This is a genomic window from Rickettsia asiatica (assembly GCF_007989425.1).
GTDB lineage: Bacteria > Pseudomonadota > Alphaproteobacteria > Rickettsiales > Rickettsiaceae > Rickettsia > Rickettsia helvetica.
On record NZ_AP019563.1, the window covers coordinates 1,024,645 to 1,039,696 of the forward strand.

A 15,052-nucleotide genomic window follows, 5' to 3' on the forward strand; every position below is an offset into this window, starting at 1 on the left:
TGAGCACCACAGATCTTATAAGACGACGTAGCCAATTTTTCAAATTAAACGAGTATACTCACATGTTTAAAACTTTTAAACCAATAGAAATAGTCGGTGAAGAAGTAGTTTTTTTGATTCCTCTACTTCCGTCGGCTAGATAATCGGAATAAATCTTTGCAGTAATTCTAACACAATCTTTAGCATATGTCACCCTAATAGTTCGAGTAAGTAAATTTGGAGATCGTCTAGAGAGATCAATGCGTGCACCAAAACCTATAGTCCAATTTTCCGCTAGCTGATAATTTATGTCTCCATAAAATTGTCGCACTCTATTATTTGAAACCTTTATACTTTCTACGGAATAATATTTTTTAAGATTGGTAAGCTGAATAAAACTACCTAAAAAGTTAATTTTATCATAGTTAAGATTTCCTCCTACTTCATCTCTAATAGGTCTGAAATATCTATCTTTTCGAAAGCTATAAAACACTTCTAAATTATTAGAAAGATTACCTAGGATCTGCCCTACATTTTCCGTATCATCAGCCGGCAAATCTATACTATATCTTGTATTACGCGACTGTCCTAAAAATAATTTTAAATAATTTGCTTCTTTAGCAATACTAGTATTTAAGCCGTAACTTAATCTATTACCGAAATCATGGCAATCAATACCGCTATAACGATTTGATAAAAAGATATTTTTTTCGGATAATTCATATTTAGCAGGATCAATTATAACAAATTTTTTATCTTTCTTAGATAGTTTACGTCCCATAGTAAAAGAAACTACCGGCTCAATAAGTAAATTTATCGTTTTTGTTATATTACCTACTAACGGATAACGCCATAAAGTTTGCAATTCCGGTATATTCCTTTGAAATGATTTACTTTCTTTCGGCTTATCTAAATAAGCCCGTCTAGCAAGATAAAAATCGCCTCTATCTTTTGCTACAAAATCAAAAATTTGCCCTGAAGAAGTCAGCACATTATGCATAAAGGATAATTGCAAAGAGGTTCTAGCAAGTTGTTTTCCTATTCTTTCTTTGTACATTAACGTATTATTTTCAACAACGATATGGCTGTTGTCGTTATCATTCAAATTTATCACATTTTTTGTATTGATTTTCGGTAATACTAACGGATCGGTATACTTACTATCATTACTACCTAAGCCTTGAAAACTTAATCCTTCCGCCGAAAAATAATCAGCCTCATGAATTTTATTTAAGAATATTTTAGAAGTTAAATATGAAGCGTAGTTATTATAATAATTTTTTAAATAAGCTTTATCCGATGTACGTTCCACCCTGAAACCGTAATCATAAACTTTATTGGTACTAATAAAATTACCGCTTGCTATATAATGATAAGAAGAAACTTTTTTATTTTTCACTACACTTCCGTCTTTTTCTAGAAAATACGGTAATTTACCGTCACTACCTTGAAAATTCATATTATCGGTATCATTAGGGCGATAACGTGCTTCTAGCTTATAAGTTTGATATTTACTAAAAATTCTTGGAGTGAGAGTAAAATCCATATTAGGTTTTGCACGTAAATATAGAGGTATACCAAACCCTTTGTTTTTTACGTCTGGCACTAATAATCCGGAAGTTGCAGGAGCCGTAGGAGTCGGATGGAAAAAATACGGTAAGTAAAAAATCGGTACGCCATATACTTCAAAAAACACGTTTTTATAAACTACTCTATGCTCTTCGGAATGAATATAAGTATCCTTAGCAGCAATTTGCCAAATAGGGTTTCTATTACAAGCAACATCGCAAGGGGTAAATTCGGCATGGTGCAGCTTAAGATTATTTTCATCTATTCTTTCGGCAAGTTTAGCAATTAAAAGATTATTATCACCGGAAAGTAAAATGAATTCCGATATGATCCCTTTCTTAAATTCGTCTTTTAAAACTGCTTTATCACCCTCTATTATTCTGTTTTGTTTATCCTTAATTCGGATATTACCTTCTGCCCATAAAATATCGTTTTCTATATCATAAAGTAAATTATCTGCCGTTAATAAATACTCATCCGTGATAATTTTTATATTGCCTTTAGCATATATCAAATCCTGACTTTCGTTATACTCTACAAAATCAGCAATTAGATTATTTATTTTAATGCTTTGATTTTGTTTAAACGGTTGAGTAAAACTAGCTAGAGGAAATACTACGATAATAATTAGGTATATTAGTCGCATTTATTATGTTATCTAAAATTCAATAGTAAAAAATAATAGCAAGCTATTAATAATATATCAAATAATAAAAAATTTTGCTTGCTCTTTTGCAGTGCAAGGTTATTCTCTATGGAGATGATAATCGTCATTGCGAGGAGATGCATAGCATCGACGTGGCAATCTCATGAAGTAGGATAAACTCCTGAGATTGCTTCATCGAAACTTATAGTTTCTCCTCGCAATGACAAATAATGTGCTACTCTCAGCTTAAAAAACCAAGTACTAATAAAATGCTAGACAATTTCATTGTGAATCAAGCAATCAAAGAGTTTTCAGTTAGCGAGATTTCTAATAAAATTAAAGAATTATTAGAAAATAATTTTGGCTATATTAAGGTAAAAGGAGAAATTTCAGGTTTAAAAATAGCAAGCTCAGGTCATGCTTATTTTAACTTAAAAGAAAATACTGCTATTTTAGCTTGTACTTGCTGGCGTTCTATTCTTGCTAAAATCAAATTTCCTTTAAATGAAGGCATGGAAGTAGTAATTAGCGGTAAACTCTCAAGTTATGCAGGTAATTCACGTTATCAATTATCAGTAGATAATTTACAGCCCGCAGGGCTTGGAGCTATGCTGCAAATTCTAAACGAGCGTAAAGCTCGTTTAGAAAAAGAAGGTTTATTTAATAAAATACGTATTCCTATACCTTTTTTACCTGATAAAATAGGCGTTATCACTTCAATAACCGGTGCTGTTATTAAAGATATTATTCATCGTATTCGCGAACGTTTTCCGACTCGGATAATAATATGGCCGGTTAGCGTACAAGGCGAAAATTCCGGCAATGAAATTGCTGAAGCAATTGAAGGATTTAATAATTTAGAAGAGGCAAATAAACCAAATGTCATAATTGTTGCTAGAGGCGGCGGTTCTATAGAAGATCTTTGGTCATTTAACGATGAGATATTAGTACATGCCGCTTATAACTCAAAAATTCCTATTATTTCCGCAGTAGGTCATGAAGTGGATTATACTTTAATAGATTTAGCAGCCGATAAAAGGGCTCCAACACCTACTGCTGCCGCAGAATTTGCCGTACCGGTACGATCTATTTTAAATAATACTCTACAATCTTATGAAAAAGTATTATTGAATAATACTAGCCGGTTAATTAAGTATCATGAACAAAATATAGTAAATTACGATAAAATACACAGATATCTCTCTCACTATATAAATAATAGGCAGCAATTACTGGACGAAACCGGTTTTAATTTATTAGATGCTTTACCGTGCTTTATTGAACTACAAGAAACAAAGCTTAAATCTTTTTCTAAAGAAAGAGTTAACCCTGCTAAAATAATCAATTACAAAACATTAGAATTAACACATCAAACAGCTTATCTATCAAAATCGGCAAATAATACTTTGAAAAACTTTGAGTATAAATTAGAATTAAATAGCACGTTACTTGCAAGCCTTGATTATCATAACGTATTAAAACGAGGTTTTGCTATAGTTAAAGGAGAAACGGGTAATTTTTTATCTTCTAAAATTGCTGCTGCAAATGAAAAAATTTTTAATATTAAATTTTCTGATGGCGAAATTAAAGTAGTTCGTGATTAGGGGCTTTGTTGCGTGGATCGGTTTTTTCGTCATTGCGAGGAAATTACATAGCAATTGACAAAGCAATCTCAGGAGTTTGTTATTATTTCATGAGATTGCCACGCAGTCTACGACTGCTCGCAATGACGGGGTGGTATCCACGTAACAACGTCTTCTTGCAATGACGATAAAATATTGCCACGGAATGACATTTTAATTCTAAAAAAATACAGACCATGAAAATTTTAAAACTTTTTATTTTTATACTCCTCATTTTTAAAAATTTTTATGCTTTAAGCATAGATACAAACAAGCAACAAACAACTTTAGAATGTGAAGGAGTAGCTGATAAAAAGACTTTAACAAATGCATGGTATACAAATGAGCCTTATCAATATTTAGTTACTACTTCAAATAATCATACTAACGTTTCCGGTATGGATATAGAATTCATTAATGCTATTGCTAAAAAAATAGGTATCAATATTGAGTACAATCAAGATAGTTGGTATCACGATCAATTAGATATTCAAAACGGTGCTGCCGATATGGCAGCAGGAGCTACTTATACCGCTGAGAGAAGTAACTATGCTCACTTTTCAAAACCGTATCGTCTAGAAGAACTATCATTATTTATTATTGAGCCGCTTGCTAAGAAATTAAATTTTCAAAATGTTAACGAACTAATGGCACAAATACGTCTATTGAATCTTCAATTAGGGATAGTGAAAGGTACCGTATACGGAGATCCTAAATTTACGGCGTTTTTATATAATGAGAAAAATGAGGATATAATTAAAATATATCAAAATGATATGGAATTAGTAAACGGAATAGTCAAGAAAGAAATTGACGGTTTTATTAGTAATAGAATAGTCGGTTCCGTTAATATACTCGGAAGAGCAATAGACAGAAGAATAGTAGAAGTTCCTTTAAATATCAAAACTTCTATATATTTGATGTTCAGCAAAAAAACCGTATCTTTAAACATAGTTGAACAATTCAATTTTGCGATAGATGATTTTCTTGCAAGTAACGAATATAAAAAAATTATTAAGACATATATATATCATATTCTATTACCTAAATCTATAGATTCTCGTTGGTGTCATATTATAGGCTTACTTGGTTGCCTTGCTTTTGCTTTTTCGGGAATTATTTTGAGTAGCAGAAAAAACAGTACTTTATTCGGTACATTTTTATTTGCGATATTACCGTCCGTCAGTAGCTGTATAATACTCGACTTAATAGTAAACCATGATACCGGACATTTAAACTTTAATTTTACTCCTTCTTATTTCTATTACGTATTTATAGTAGTTTTGCTTAGTTTTACCGTTATTAAATTATTCAGCTATTATAATAAACAGATTGCCGAAGATAATTATTTAGAACAATCATTAAATAATATAGTAGCAATTTGTGATTCATTCGGACAGGCAACTTTTATAATCATAGGAGTTGCAATGGTTATTATTCATAAAATTGAACCTCTAGGTTTTTGGGGCCCGTTTTTTGCTTTTATTACGGCTAACGGCGGAGCAATAGTTAGAGATTTTATTGTGAAAGAAAATTCAATTAAAAGAATACCGAGAGGGCTTAGTATAGAAATAACTATATTATGGGGCGTAGCCTTTAGCGTATTATTAGATATGTACGGTGCTAATCCGGATTATAACACAATAAAATATTCGATGATTATAGTAATTTCCGGAGCATTCATCACTAATCTCTTGGTTTATCATTTTGGTTTTCTTGAATGGCGATTCCGTAATGAAAACACAAACATAGAACAACAAACATGAAGATAGCTACTTGGAACATTAATTCCATAAAAACAAGACTTAATTTATTGCGTAATTTTTTATCTAATGCAAATCCGGATATTTTATTATTGCAAGAAATAAAATGCGAAATCGATAAATTTCCTTTTGATGAATTATCCGATCTACCTTATAATTTTTATGTCCACGGACAAAAATCATATAACGGCGTGGCTATAATTTCAAAATTTCCCGTTGATGAAATAATTAAGGATTTTCCGAATAATTACTGTAGCGATCAAGCGAGATTCTTAGAAATAAAATTATCGTTACCTATCGGGTTTTGTAATATAATCTCGCTCTATGCTCCTAATGGTTCATTTGTCGGTAGCGATAAATTTGCTACAAAACTAGCATTTTATGATAGCTTTATCAATTATCTATCAACTAAAAAATCTTTTGACGAAAAAACTATTATCGGCGGTGATTTCAATATTGCACCGTTTGATATCGACGTATATTCGCCTAAAGCATTAGCTGAGACTACTTGTTTTACTGAGGTTGAACAAAAAAAATTACGAACTATCTTAAATTCCGGATTTGAGGATTTATACAGATTGATGCATCCGAGTAAACAAGAATTTTCATGGTGGGATTATAGAGCCGGATGTTTTGAACAAAATAAAGGTATGAGGATTGATATGATCCTTGGTTGTAATAATACTATTGACTATTTAGAAAATTGCTATATGGATTATAATTTAAGGACTCGAGAAAAACCTTCGGATCATATACCGGTAATTGCTAACCTCTGTCACCCCGTGACTTGATCACGGGGTCCAGTAAAAATACTAAAATTATTAGTGTTTTAAGTTGTTTTTCTGGATACCGTGGTCAAGCCACGGTATGACACCGAACGCGTTTTTTGATCCATGTGAACAATACCTACGAGAATGACCTAAACCGCTTTTTAAGAACAAAAATAAATATATGTCTCCAAAATTCATGAAATTTTACGAAAAATATATGACGATTGTCGGTACAATCGGCAACTTTATGTTTTATGTACAGGCTCATAAGATGTTCACCTGCAAATCTTCGGCTTCCGTTTCTATGCCCGCCTTTACTATAAGTGCTATTGCTCTTTGTAGTTGGCTTATATACGGCATATTAATAAAAAATACACCTATTATAATAGCAAATATAGTAGGTTTTATCGGGGCATTATTAGTTCTCTTAACCATAATAATATATTAATAATGACTAAGAAAATCATTACTTTAGTTGGTCGTCCGAATGTAGGTAAATCAACGCTTTTCAATAGATTAAGCATACGTAAAAAAGCTATCGTTCACGATTTGCCAGGCGTCACTAGGGATAGAAAATATACAGATGGCAAAATCAGCTCTTTTGAATTTTTGTTAATTGATACCCCAGGACTTGAAGAGAATCCTGATAGTATGGGAGAGAGGTTAATGGAACAGACTACTAAAGCAATTTTAGAGGCAGATTTAATTTGCTTTATGGTTGACGGTAGAAGCGGAATATTACCTGATGATAAGCTACTTGGTAGCTTTGTTAGAAAATATAATAAGCCTGCTATATTGGTAGTTAATAAATGCGAGAAAGCTTTTGATTTTGATAAAGAGTACTACAAATTAGGGTTTGATAGTATGGTGGCTATCTCTGCCGAGCATGGCACAGGCTTAATTGATTTATATGACGAGATTATTGCCAAGTTACCTGAAGAAGAATCAATCGAGACAAATATAGCCGATCCAATTAAAGGAGATTGTTTGCAGATAGTAGTTAGCGGCAGACCTAATGCCGGAAAATCTACTTTTATAAACGCTCTTATTAATGATGAAAGATTATTAACCGGTCCTGAAGCAGGTATTACTCGTGAATCAATTGAAATTGATTGGCAATATAAAAATAATCATATTAAATTAATCGATACAGCAGGACTCCGTAAAAAATCTACTATTACAGAGTCTTTAGAAAAATTATCGGCATCAGATGCTATTAACAGTATTAAATTTGCTAATACCGTAATCTTAATGATTGATGCTTTAGCCCCTTTAAAACAGCAAGATTTAAATATTGCAAGCCATGTGGTAAATGAGGGAAGAAGTATAGTTATAGTAGTGAATAAATGGGATTTAGTTAAAGAATCCGAAAAAGAAGCATTTCAGGAAGAATTTTATTATCAGATAAATACTCATCTGCCTCAGGTTAAAGGTGTCCCCGTTCTATTCATTTCAGCGATAAATAAACAAAATATTGAACAAGTGCTAGATGCTTGCCTAAAAATTTATAAAATTTGGAATAAGAAAATAACTACTAGCAAATTAAATAAATGGCTTAATTTTACTACGGAAGCACATCCCTTGCCTCTACAAAAAGGCGGTAGACGAGTGCGTGTAAAATATATGACTCAAACCAAAACTCGCCCGCCTACTTTCAAATTATTCTCTAATAATCCGGAAAAAATTACCGATAGCTATACTCGCTATCTAGTAAATAATATGCGTGAGGCGTTTGACATGCCGGGCGTTCCTATTAGATTCACTTACGTGAAAACTAAAAATCCTTATGTGTAGTTTAAAATTAAATTTCACTTGCTCCCCTTTTGGGATCATGGTATGATTATTTTTCATGAGAATTATTTCAATTAAAAAACTTAAAGATTTTTGGGAACAGGGATATGCTAATTCCGAACAACCTTTAAAAGTTTGGTATCAAATTTTTAAAAAAGAAAATTTTACAACTCCAAACGAAATAAAATTATTGTTTCCAAGCTGTAGCATAATTAATAACAATAGAATTATATTTAATATATCAGGAAATAAATATAGGCTTATTACACATATAAGATACGACCTTCAAATTGTATATATAAGGTTTGTGGGAACTCATGCAGAGTATGATAAAATTAATGTTAAGGAGATTTAAGTGGAATTACATATAATAAAAACAGCAGAAGAATATAATGATGTTTTGAAAGAAATTGATAAGCTATTATATGTACCTATAAATTCAGCAGAAGCAGAGAAACTAGAAATATTATCTTTATTAGTAGAAGATTATGAAAATAAGCATTATAAAATAGATATTCCTGATCCTATTGAAGCTATAAACTTTAGATTAGAGCAATTAGGGCTTTCTCGTAAGGATTTAGAAAAAAGCATAGGATCTCGAAGTAGAGTATCAGAAATTCTTAATAAAAAAAGAACTTTAACTTTATCTATGATTAGAAAGTTACACAAAGAATTACATATACCGGCTGATATTTTAATCCAAGAATTTGGAAAAAAACGGGTTTAAATAACTTGTAAACTAGATTCTCTATGCCCCTTACAGTTATTTTCTTGTTTTTTTATATGTATTATTCCCGGCATTATGGTGCTTCATCCTTGTAATTTCATAATGATACTTTGAATTTACAATATAATTTTAATCAAATAATAGCAAGATTTTTCTATGCTCCTCTAATGGATTTTCCTATCTCTCTTTGTCTTTCTTCTAATACCTTACTTGTATGCGGTCCTACCGCTTCTTTATCTTTACTAAATTTACTTTTTCCTAAATTAACTATAGTTTCTGCTACTACTCCTAGAACTTTTGGATCTGATAATAATTTTAACGCCGGCACTATAATTTTACCGTATTCATGTTTGCTAAATTTATCGGCAATTTTAATTAATTCAGGTGCATGTTTACCGGCTATCTTTACTAATTTTTCACCGTCTAATTTTAATTTTTGACCCTTAGGGTGTTTTGTTTAAAAACTCATCTACAACAGGTCCTAAACTACTTGCATGTTTTGTTAATAGTTCAGGAAGATCTTTTTCAATTATTTTGCTTATTTCCGGATTATGGTTTTTAATTTGTATCAAAGTACTAATCAATTCCTTTACCTCTTTTACCTTTTCTTCTTTTGATTGCTCTTCCTTTGGAAGTGACTTAATTAACTGAAATTTTTGTATTATATCGGCAACTTTATCGCTATCGGAAAGAGCATGGCTAGCAAGTTTAGTAATTGACGGCAGAGCATCTTTTAAAAAAGGCGTAGATGCATCTAGTACCTTATTGTATAAACTCCGGATCTTTCCTTTTGATTCTATTCTTTCCGTTACTTTAGGATGTTTTAAAACATCTAATATACCCTGTTTATTACCATCTAAATATTGTGGTAATTCTTTTTCTAAAACAGGAGATAAATTATCAATAATTTTTTTAGCATTTTCAACTAACTCTACTATTTGAGGTTTTTTGCCTTTTAATAACTCTTTTTTAGTTTCAATATCTAATCTTTCCATATTTAGGTTAATTTTAGCCCAACGCTGATTTTCTTTAAGCTGACTATAAGCTTTTATAGCTGAAGGAGTACTTTCAATTAATTTTTCGCTAGAATTTGCAAGTAGTGCTACTGTATTTGCAATTAATTCAGGTTTAGCGATTTTTTGTGCTTTATTATTTATTATATTTTCTGTAATCTGAACTAATCCCTTTTGATTATCAGGATTTTTTAAAAATTGTACTAAACGTGATTAAGAAGGGGTTTTACTTTGTCTGAAGTAATAATGTCATGTATATTTTTTAATATAACACCTTGAGATGACTCGTTTTTTTGTTTAATATTCTTATATATTTCTTGTACTTTTGGGTTTAAATCGCTTTCTAGTGCTTTAGATATTAAATCTACTCCTAGTGTAGATAATTCTCTGATACATTTAGGACTTATTTTATCTAATACATTTATTTTTTCTGTTTCGGAAGTTTGAAAGTTTTTTGTTATTTTGCTAAGCCTCTTATTTAAAATAGGCGTGAGAAGATATGGGATAACTTTAGATTGTAAAAGTGTTTCTTTTAAGCTATTGGATATAGTTTCGGAATGTAAAACAGAAGCACATTTTTTTATAAGCGATTCTGCATCTGCTATCATCTTGCAACCGGCTTCAATAGAACCTACACTTAGTGGTAGCACTTCTCGCTTTTCTGAGGTTATTAAGCTCCAGTGCAAGATCAGGTAAAACTTGAGAAGCCTCCCATGTAAATTGCAATGCACTAGGAGCATTCCCGACTGCTTGTATAACACTTTGTATTATACCTAAATTATCTTTATTAAGATCCAGATATCGTTTATTTAACTCATCATATTTTTTGTTACCTGTTTCAGCCCCAAGAGCTAAATATCCAACTTGAACCCACAAAAGGTTTTTATATTCTTCATCAAGTTGTTGCCTTATTATTATCAATGGATTCCTGCTATTGCTATTGCTCTTGGCTTTTAGACATTTTAAATACCTTTATATAATTTAATATTATTTTACTATAATTATTTAAAGGTTTATAAAATTTTACTTTTTAGTGTTTGTTAATTTTTAAAGTCATGGTTATCTTGCAATATTAAATTATCATATAATTCTTCCAAGTAATGCTTTACCAGTCGTAACAACTTCGCTTCAGGGCTTAGATTTTTCGCTGCCCATTTTTTAATCCAAGGTTCGGCGAGCTGCCACATATTAACATTATCGTCTAACTGTCTGCCTATCCCTTCCACCATTATTAAAGTCTTTTGCAATAGCAATAACTCCGGTTGTACTTCCATGCCGAAATCTTCCGTGATTTTAAATAAATGTGCAAGCAGCTTACCTATGGAAATATTTTTTGTGGGCGTCCCTACTATAGGCTCGGTAACTGCTCTACAACTTTGAGCGAATAAATCTAAATCGGTATTTGATGGGATGTAGCTAGCTCTTAAATGTACTTTAGCAACTAATTTATAATCACGTTTTAAAAAGCCAAATAAACTTTCGGCAACAGCTAAACGATCTTTTTCTTTAAGTCTGCCCATAATACCGAAATCGAGTAAAATTATCTTACCTTGCTTGTTTACCAAAATATTTCCTGCATGTAAATCAGCATGAAAAAATCCGTCTCTATAGGCTTGATTGAAAAACATTACGGCAAAATCCTTAGATATTTTTGCAGGCTCTAACCCCATTTCCTTTAGTAGCGAAGTATCATATATAGAAGTTCCGTCTAACCACTCGGTAGTTAGTATATTTTCTGATGTTAAATCCCAATATATTTTAGGGATTATCACGTTAATATCATTTCGCATATTATCTGTAAGCTCAGAAGCTGCTGCTGCCTCTAAACGTAAATCAAGCTCAAATTTCATAGTTTCATGAAATTTATCGACTACTTTAATCGGTTTGAGCCTTTTTGCTTTAGAAAATTTTGAGATAATTTTTGCAAGAAAATATAGTAGCTTAATATCTCTGTTATATTTTGTATGAATATCCGGACGCAAAATTTTTACCGCAACATATTCACCGGTTACTAGCCGTGCTTTATATACTTGCGAGATTGAAGCAGCAGCGATGGGGGTGTCGTCGAAGTATGAGAAAAGGAGGGCGTCATTGCGAGCAGTCGTAGACTGCGTGGCAATCTTTTGTTTGCTTGCTGAGATTGCTTCGTCGACATAAATGTCTCCTCGCAATGACGCTATCAACTTTCTAGCCACTCTACTCTCAAACGGAGGTAGCTTATCTTGCAGTAACCTTAAATAATCTGCTATCTCTGCTCCCACTAAATCGGCTCTTGTCGAAAGTGTTTGTCCGAATTTTATATAAACAGGTCCAAGATTGCTTAAACAATCTATTAAACGTTTGCCGTAATCTTCCCGTGATTTTTTTATTAACGAGACCGGAGCAAAAAATAAAGCTAATATATAACCGATAAACCTGAAATATTTAGGGCTTCTTGAATCAATTAGGATTTGTTTTTTACTGATGATACGAAAAATACGTATTAAATTAAAAAAATTACTTATCATATTTTATATGCACTGTGAATAGCAACTATTCCGCCGCTCAAATTTTCATAACCGACTTCCTCAAAACCGGCTTCTTTAATCATTATTCTAAACTCGTCTTGTGAGGGGAACAAGTCGATACTTTCGACCAAATATTCATATGCCTCTTTATTACCCACTATCATTTGACCAATACTCGGTATAATATTAAATGAGTAGAATTTATAGAAATCTTTTAAGTACCCTTCCTTTACTTTTGAAAACTCTAGGCATATAAACTTACCCATCGGTTTTAGAATTCTATAAGCTTCTTTTAAAGCTTTATTAATGTCAGGTACGTTTCTAATGCCGAATGCTATAGTATAATAATCGAAACTATTATCCGAGAACGGTAATTCTTCGGCACTGGCTACAGTAAATTTAAGGTTCTGAAATAAATTAAGATCGATTGCTTTTTTCTTAGCATTCTTTAGCATCTCTTCATTTATGTCACTTAAAGTTAGAGAAATATTATTGCCTCTATCTCTTGCTTTTTTAGCAAGTTTTAAAGCAATATCACCGCTACCGCTAGCAACGTCTAATATATGAGAGTTAAGATTTGGAATTTGCCTAATAAATTCATCTTTCCATAAGCGATGTAATCCAAAACTCATTAAGTCATTCATTAAATCATACTTATCAGCAACATTAGAAAAAACGTTATTTACTAACCCTTGTTTTTTAGTGTAATCTACTTTTTTAAAGCCAAAATTTGTTTGGTTCATAGTTTTTTATTATAAATATTAGTATCAAATGCCGGAACTTCCTGAAGTAGAAACTCTTAAAAACTCCCTAAAAGATAAGCTAATCAGGCTTATTATAGAAAATGTAGAGTTAAAAAGAGATAATTTACGTTATAAGCTATCCCCACTTTTAGCTACAGAAATCTCAAATACTAATATACGGGATGTTAGGCGTCGTGCAAAATATTTAATTATAGATTTTAATAATGATTATTCTTTAATAGTCCATCTAGGCATGAGCGGTAGATTTACTCTGCAATCTGCTAATTATAAAACTCAAAAACACGATCATGTGATTTTTGATTTAAATAACTGCGAAAAGTTAATTTTCAATGATACTAGACGATTCGGAATGGTTTATAGCTTTAAAACTAATTTCTTAGAAAAAGAATTTTTTAATGATTTAGGAATAGAACCCCTTTCTGATTTATTAACACTCGGATATTTAAAAAGCAAATTAATTACTCGAAAAATACCGATAAAAAACTTGATTATGGATAATAGAGTTATAGTTGGAGTCGGTAATATTTATGCTTCTGAAAGTCTTCATTTAGCTAGAATTCATCCGGATAAATTAGGTAGCGATTTAAGGGACGATGAAATAGAAAATTTAATTAAATCGATTAGAGAGGTGTTAACTAAAGCTATAACTGCCGGCGGTACTACTCTTAAAGATTTTGTAAACGGCGATAACAAACCTGGCTATTTTACCCAGCAACTTACGGTGTACGGTAGAGAGGGACAAAGTTGTTTAAGCTGCTCTAGCACTATTATCAAGACAAAACATTCAGGCAGAAGTACTTTTTATTGTAAAACTTGTCAATATAGTGAATTCACTTGACATATTTTTAAAACTATTTATAAAGCTCTCTATTGCTTATTCAATTAATAGTTGTAAAATATATGAGAATAAAGCCGGTGATTATGGCAGGAGGCAACGGTAAAAGACTATGGCCTTTGTCATCTAAGGATAAACCGAAACAATTTAAAAAAATATTGAGTAATCTAACTTTACTTCAGCAAACATTAAACCGAAATAAATTTTTAGGACAACCTACTATTATTACTTCCAAAAAATATGAATCAATCACTAAAGAACAAGCAGCAGAAATAGATGTAGAAATAGAATTAATTACTGAGCCTTTACAAAAAAATACTGCCGTTTGTGCCATTATTACGGTATTATCGGCTAAAGCACAAGGGTTTGATATTTTAGTGTTACTACCTTCAGACCATCATATAGCAGATAATATAAATTACCTTAATACTATAAATAAAGCTTTACATTATGTTAATGAATTCGGTATTTGCACTATAGGTATTCCTATAAATGTTATAAGTGCCGAGTATGGCTATATAAACACAGGATTATCAATTGCAGAAAATGTTTATCTAGTTGATCATTTCATTAAAAAACCTATATTAGAGCAAACACAAAAACATTTTCAAAGTAATGAATATTTTTGGAATTCAGGAATTTTTGTATACGATATTAACTTCTTCTTAAACTTAGCAATGAACCTTCAGCCTGATTTATTTTGTATTGCAGAAAAAGCATTTAATACTGCCGTAAAAAATGAGAATAGTTTAGCAATAGATGATGAGGCTTATAATGAAATCAAAGAATTAGTAATGAAAATAGAGCAAAATTACAATGAATCAATATGATAATAATTCTAAGAAGAATAATATAGATAGGACTTTAATTCTGGCAAAAACTCTCATGAAAGCAGAAGATTTAAAGCACTTATAGAAGAACTGGGAAGATAATAAAAAGATCTTTTTACCACTACCTCTTTCTATAGCAGGAGTAAGCAAAATAATTGAAAGCTTTAAATCAGATATTATACAACAAAGAGACGGTGAAGCGTGCCGCGTTCTTGCTGAAAGATACAAAAAACTGG

15 protein-coding genes and 1 pseudogene are annotated in these 15,052 nt (G+C 31.5%); 9 read left to right on the forward strand and 7 right to left on the reverse strand.

The features are described from left to right. Positions 1–58: 58 nt before the first annotated feature. Positions 59–2,194, reverse strand: a complete 2,136-nt coding sequence (locus RAS_RS06145) for an LPS-assembly protein LptD (RefSeq protein ID WP_147143246.1) — start codon at positions 2,192–2,194, stop codon at positions 59–61. 269 nt (positions 2,195–2,463) lie between these two features. Between RAS_RS06145 and xseA the strand changes: the two genes are divergently transcribed. The 7 genes from xseA (at position 2,464) to RAS_RS06195 (ending at position 8,867) form a co-directional block, all read left to right on the forward strand. Then, a complete protein-coding gene (gene xseA / locus RAS_RS06155; RefSeq protein WP_147143249.1) occupies positions 2,464–3,798 on the forward strand; it encodes an exodeoxyribonuclease VII large subunit in 1,335 nt (444 codons plus the stop codon). Positions 3,799–4,013: 215 nt separating this feature from the next. Then, entirely contained in the window at positions 4,014–5,582 is a 1,569-nt protein-coding gene (locus RAS_RS06165) for a transporter substrate-binding domain-containing protein (RefSeq protein WP_147143254.1), read from the forward strand. Further along, positions 5,579–6,370 carry an exodeoxyribonuclease III gene (gene xth / locus RAS_RS06170; protein ID WP_147143256.1) on the forward strand — a complete coding sequence of 264 codons (792 nt, stop codon included), beginning with the start codon at positions 5,579–5,581 and terminating at the stop codon, positions 6,368–6,370. Before RAS_RS06165 ends, xth begins: the two co-directional genes overlap by 4 nt. Positions 6,371–6,530: 160 nt before the next feature. Next, complete coding sequence (locus RAS_RS06180; protein WP_010421579.1) at positions 6,531–6,797, forward strand: SemiSWEET family sugar transporter; 267 nt, start codon at positions 6,531–6,533, stop codon at positions 6,795–6,797. 2 nt (positions 6,798–6,799) lie between these two features. Further along, positions 6,800–8,143 carry a ribosome biogenesis GTPase Der gene (gene der, locus RAS_RS06185; protein ID WP_147143258.1) on the forward strand — a complete coding sequence of 448 codons (1,344 nt, stop codon included), beginning with the start codon at positions 6,800–6,802 and terminating at the stop codon, positions 8,141–8,143. Positions 8,144–8,198: 55 nt separating this feature from the next. Next, the gene (locus RAS_RS06190) at positions 8,199–8,495 is read left to right on the forward strand and encodes a type II toxin-antitoxin system HigB family toxin (protein WP_147143263.1); all 297 of its coding nucleotides are present in this window, start codon (positions 8,199–8,201) and stop codon (positions 8,493–8,495) included. Then, positions 8,496–8,867: a helix-turn-helix domain-containing protein gene (locus RAS_RS06195; protein ID WP_147143266.1), complete on the forward strand. Its 372-nt coding sequence runs from the start codon at positions 8,496–8,498 to the stop codon at positions 8,865–8,867. A 154-nt stretch (positions 8,868–9,021) separates the two neighbouring features. Here RAS_RS06195 and RAS_RS08710 read toward each other — a convergent pair whose 3' ends face one another. From RAS_RS08710 to ubiE, 6 genes are all read right to left on the reverse strand, one after another. Further along, positions 9,022–9,195 (reverse strand): hypothetical protein, encoded by a 174-nt coding sequence (locus tag RAS_RS08710; RefSeq protein WP_172616148.1) that lies wholly within the window; start codon positions 9,193–9,195, stop codon positions 9,022–9,024. A 115-nt stretch (positions 9,196–9,310) separates the two neighbouring features. Continuing rightward, the gene (locus RAS_RS10020) at positions 9,311–9,862 is read right to left on the reverse strand and encodes a hypothetical protein (RefSeq protein WP_232049187.1); all 552 of its coding nucleotides are present in this window, start codon (positions 9,860–9,862) and stop codon (positions 9,311–9,313) included. Positions 9,863–10,083: 221 nt separating this feature from the next. Then, complete coding sequence (locus tag RAS_RS10025) at positions 10,084–10,530, reverse strand: hypothetical protein (protein ID WP_232049188.1); 447 nt, start codon at positions 10,528–10,530, stop codon at positions 10,084–10,086. Continuing rightward, positions 10,502–10,801 carry a hypothetical protein gene (locus RAS_RS10030; RefSeq protein WP_232049189.1) on the reverse strand — a complete coding sequence of 100 codons (300 nt, stop codon included), beginning with the start codon at positions 10,799–10,801 and terminating at the stop codon, positions 10,502–10,504. Before RAS_RS10030 ends, RAS_RS10025 begins: the two co-directional genes overlap by 29 nt. 119 nt (positions 10,802–10,920) lie before the next feature. Next, entirely contained in the window at positions 10,921–12,387 is a 1,467-nt protein-coding gene (ubiB, locus tag RAS_RS06215; protein ID WP_147143269.1) for a 2-polyprenylphenol 6-hydroxylase, read from the reverse strand. Continuing rightward, positions 12,384–13,130 (reverse strand): bifunctional demethylmenaquinone methyltransferase/2-methoxy-6-polyprenyl-1,4-benzoquinol methylase UbiE, encoded by a 747-nt coding sequence (ubiE, locus tag RAS_RS06220; protein ID WP_147143272.1) that lies wholly within the window; start codon positions 13,128–13,130, stop codon positions 12,384–12,386. The genes ubiB and ubiE overlap by 4 nt, the downstream gene beginning before the upstream one ends. Positions 13,131–13,158: 28 nt before the next feature. Between ubiE and mutM the strand changes: the two genes are divergently transcribed. Beyond that, positions 13,159–13,989: a bifunctional DNA-formamidopyrimidine glycosylase/DNA-(apurinic or apyrimidinic site) lyase gene (gene mutM / locus RAS_RS06225; protein WP_147143276.1), complete on the forward strand. Its 831-nt coding sequence runs from the start codon at positions 13,159–13,161 to the stop codon at positions 13,987–13,989. A 68-nt stretch (positions 13,990–14,057) separates the two neighbouring features. Further along, positions 14,058–14,816, forward strand: a pseudogene (locus RAS_RS10035) (sugar phosphate nucleotidyltransferase); the annotation flags it as partial. Positions 14,817–15,052 lie beyond the last annotated feature (236 nt).

Excerpts from the sequence above, each read along its gene's own strand:
- RAS_RS06145 (WP_147143246.1), bottom strand. The coding sequence starts at position 2,194 with ATGCGACTAATATACCTAATTATTATCGTAGTATTTCCTCTAGCTAGT.
- xseA (WP_147143249.1), top strand. The coding sequence starts at position 2,464 with ATGCTAGACAATTTCATTGTGAATCAAGCAATCAAAGAGTTTTCAGTT.
- RAS_RS06165 (WP_147143254.1), top strand. The coding sequence starts at position 4,014 with ATGAAAATTTTAAAACTTTTTATTTTTATACTCCTCATTTTTAAAAAT.
- xth (WP_147143256.1), top strand. The coding sequence starts at position 5,579 with ATGAAGATAGCTACTTGGAACATTAATTCCATAAAAACAAGACTTAAT.
- RAS_RS06180 (WP_010421579.1), top strand. The coding sequence starts at position 6,531 with ATGTCTCCAAAATTCATGAAATTTTACGAAAAATATATGACGATTGTC.
- der (WP_147143258.1), top strand. The coding sequence starts at position 6,800 with ATGACTAAGAAAATCATTACTTTAGTTGGTCGTCCGAATGTAGGTAAA.
- RAS_RS06190 (WP_147143263.1), top strand. The coding sequence starts at position 8,199 with ATGAGAATTATTTCAATTAAAAAACTTAAAGATTTTTGGGAACAGGGA.
- RAS_RS10020 (WP_232049187.1), bottom strand. The coding sequence starts at position 9,862 with ATGGAAAGATTAGATATTGAAACTAAAAAAGAGTTATTAAAAGGCAAA.
- ubiB (WP_147143269.1), bottom strand. The coding sequence starts at position 12,387 with ATGATAAGTAATTTTTTTAATTTAATACGTATTTTTCGTATCATCAGT.
- ubiE (WP_147143272.1), bottom strand. The coding sequence starts at position 13,130 with ATGAACCAAACAAATTTTGGCTTTAAAAAAGTAGATTACACTAAAAAA.
- mutM (WP_147143276.1), top strand. The coding sequence starts at position 13,159 with ATGCCGGAACTTCCTGAAGTAGAAACTCTTAAAAACTCCCTAAAAGAT.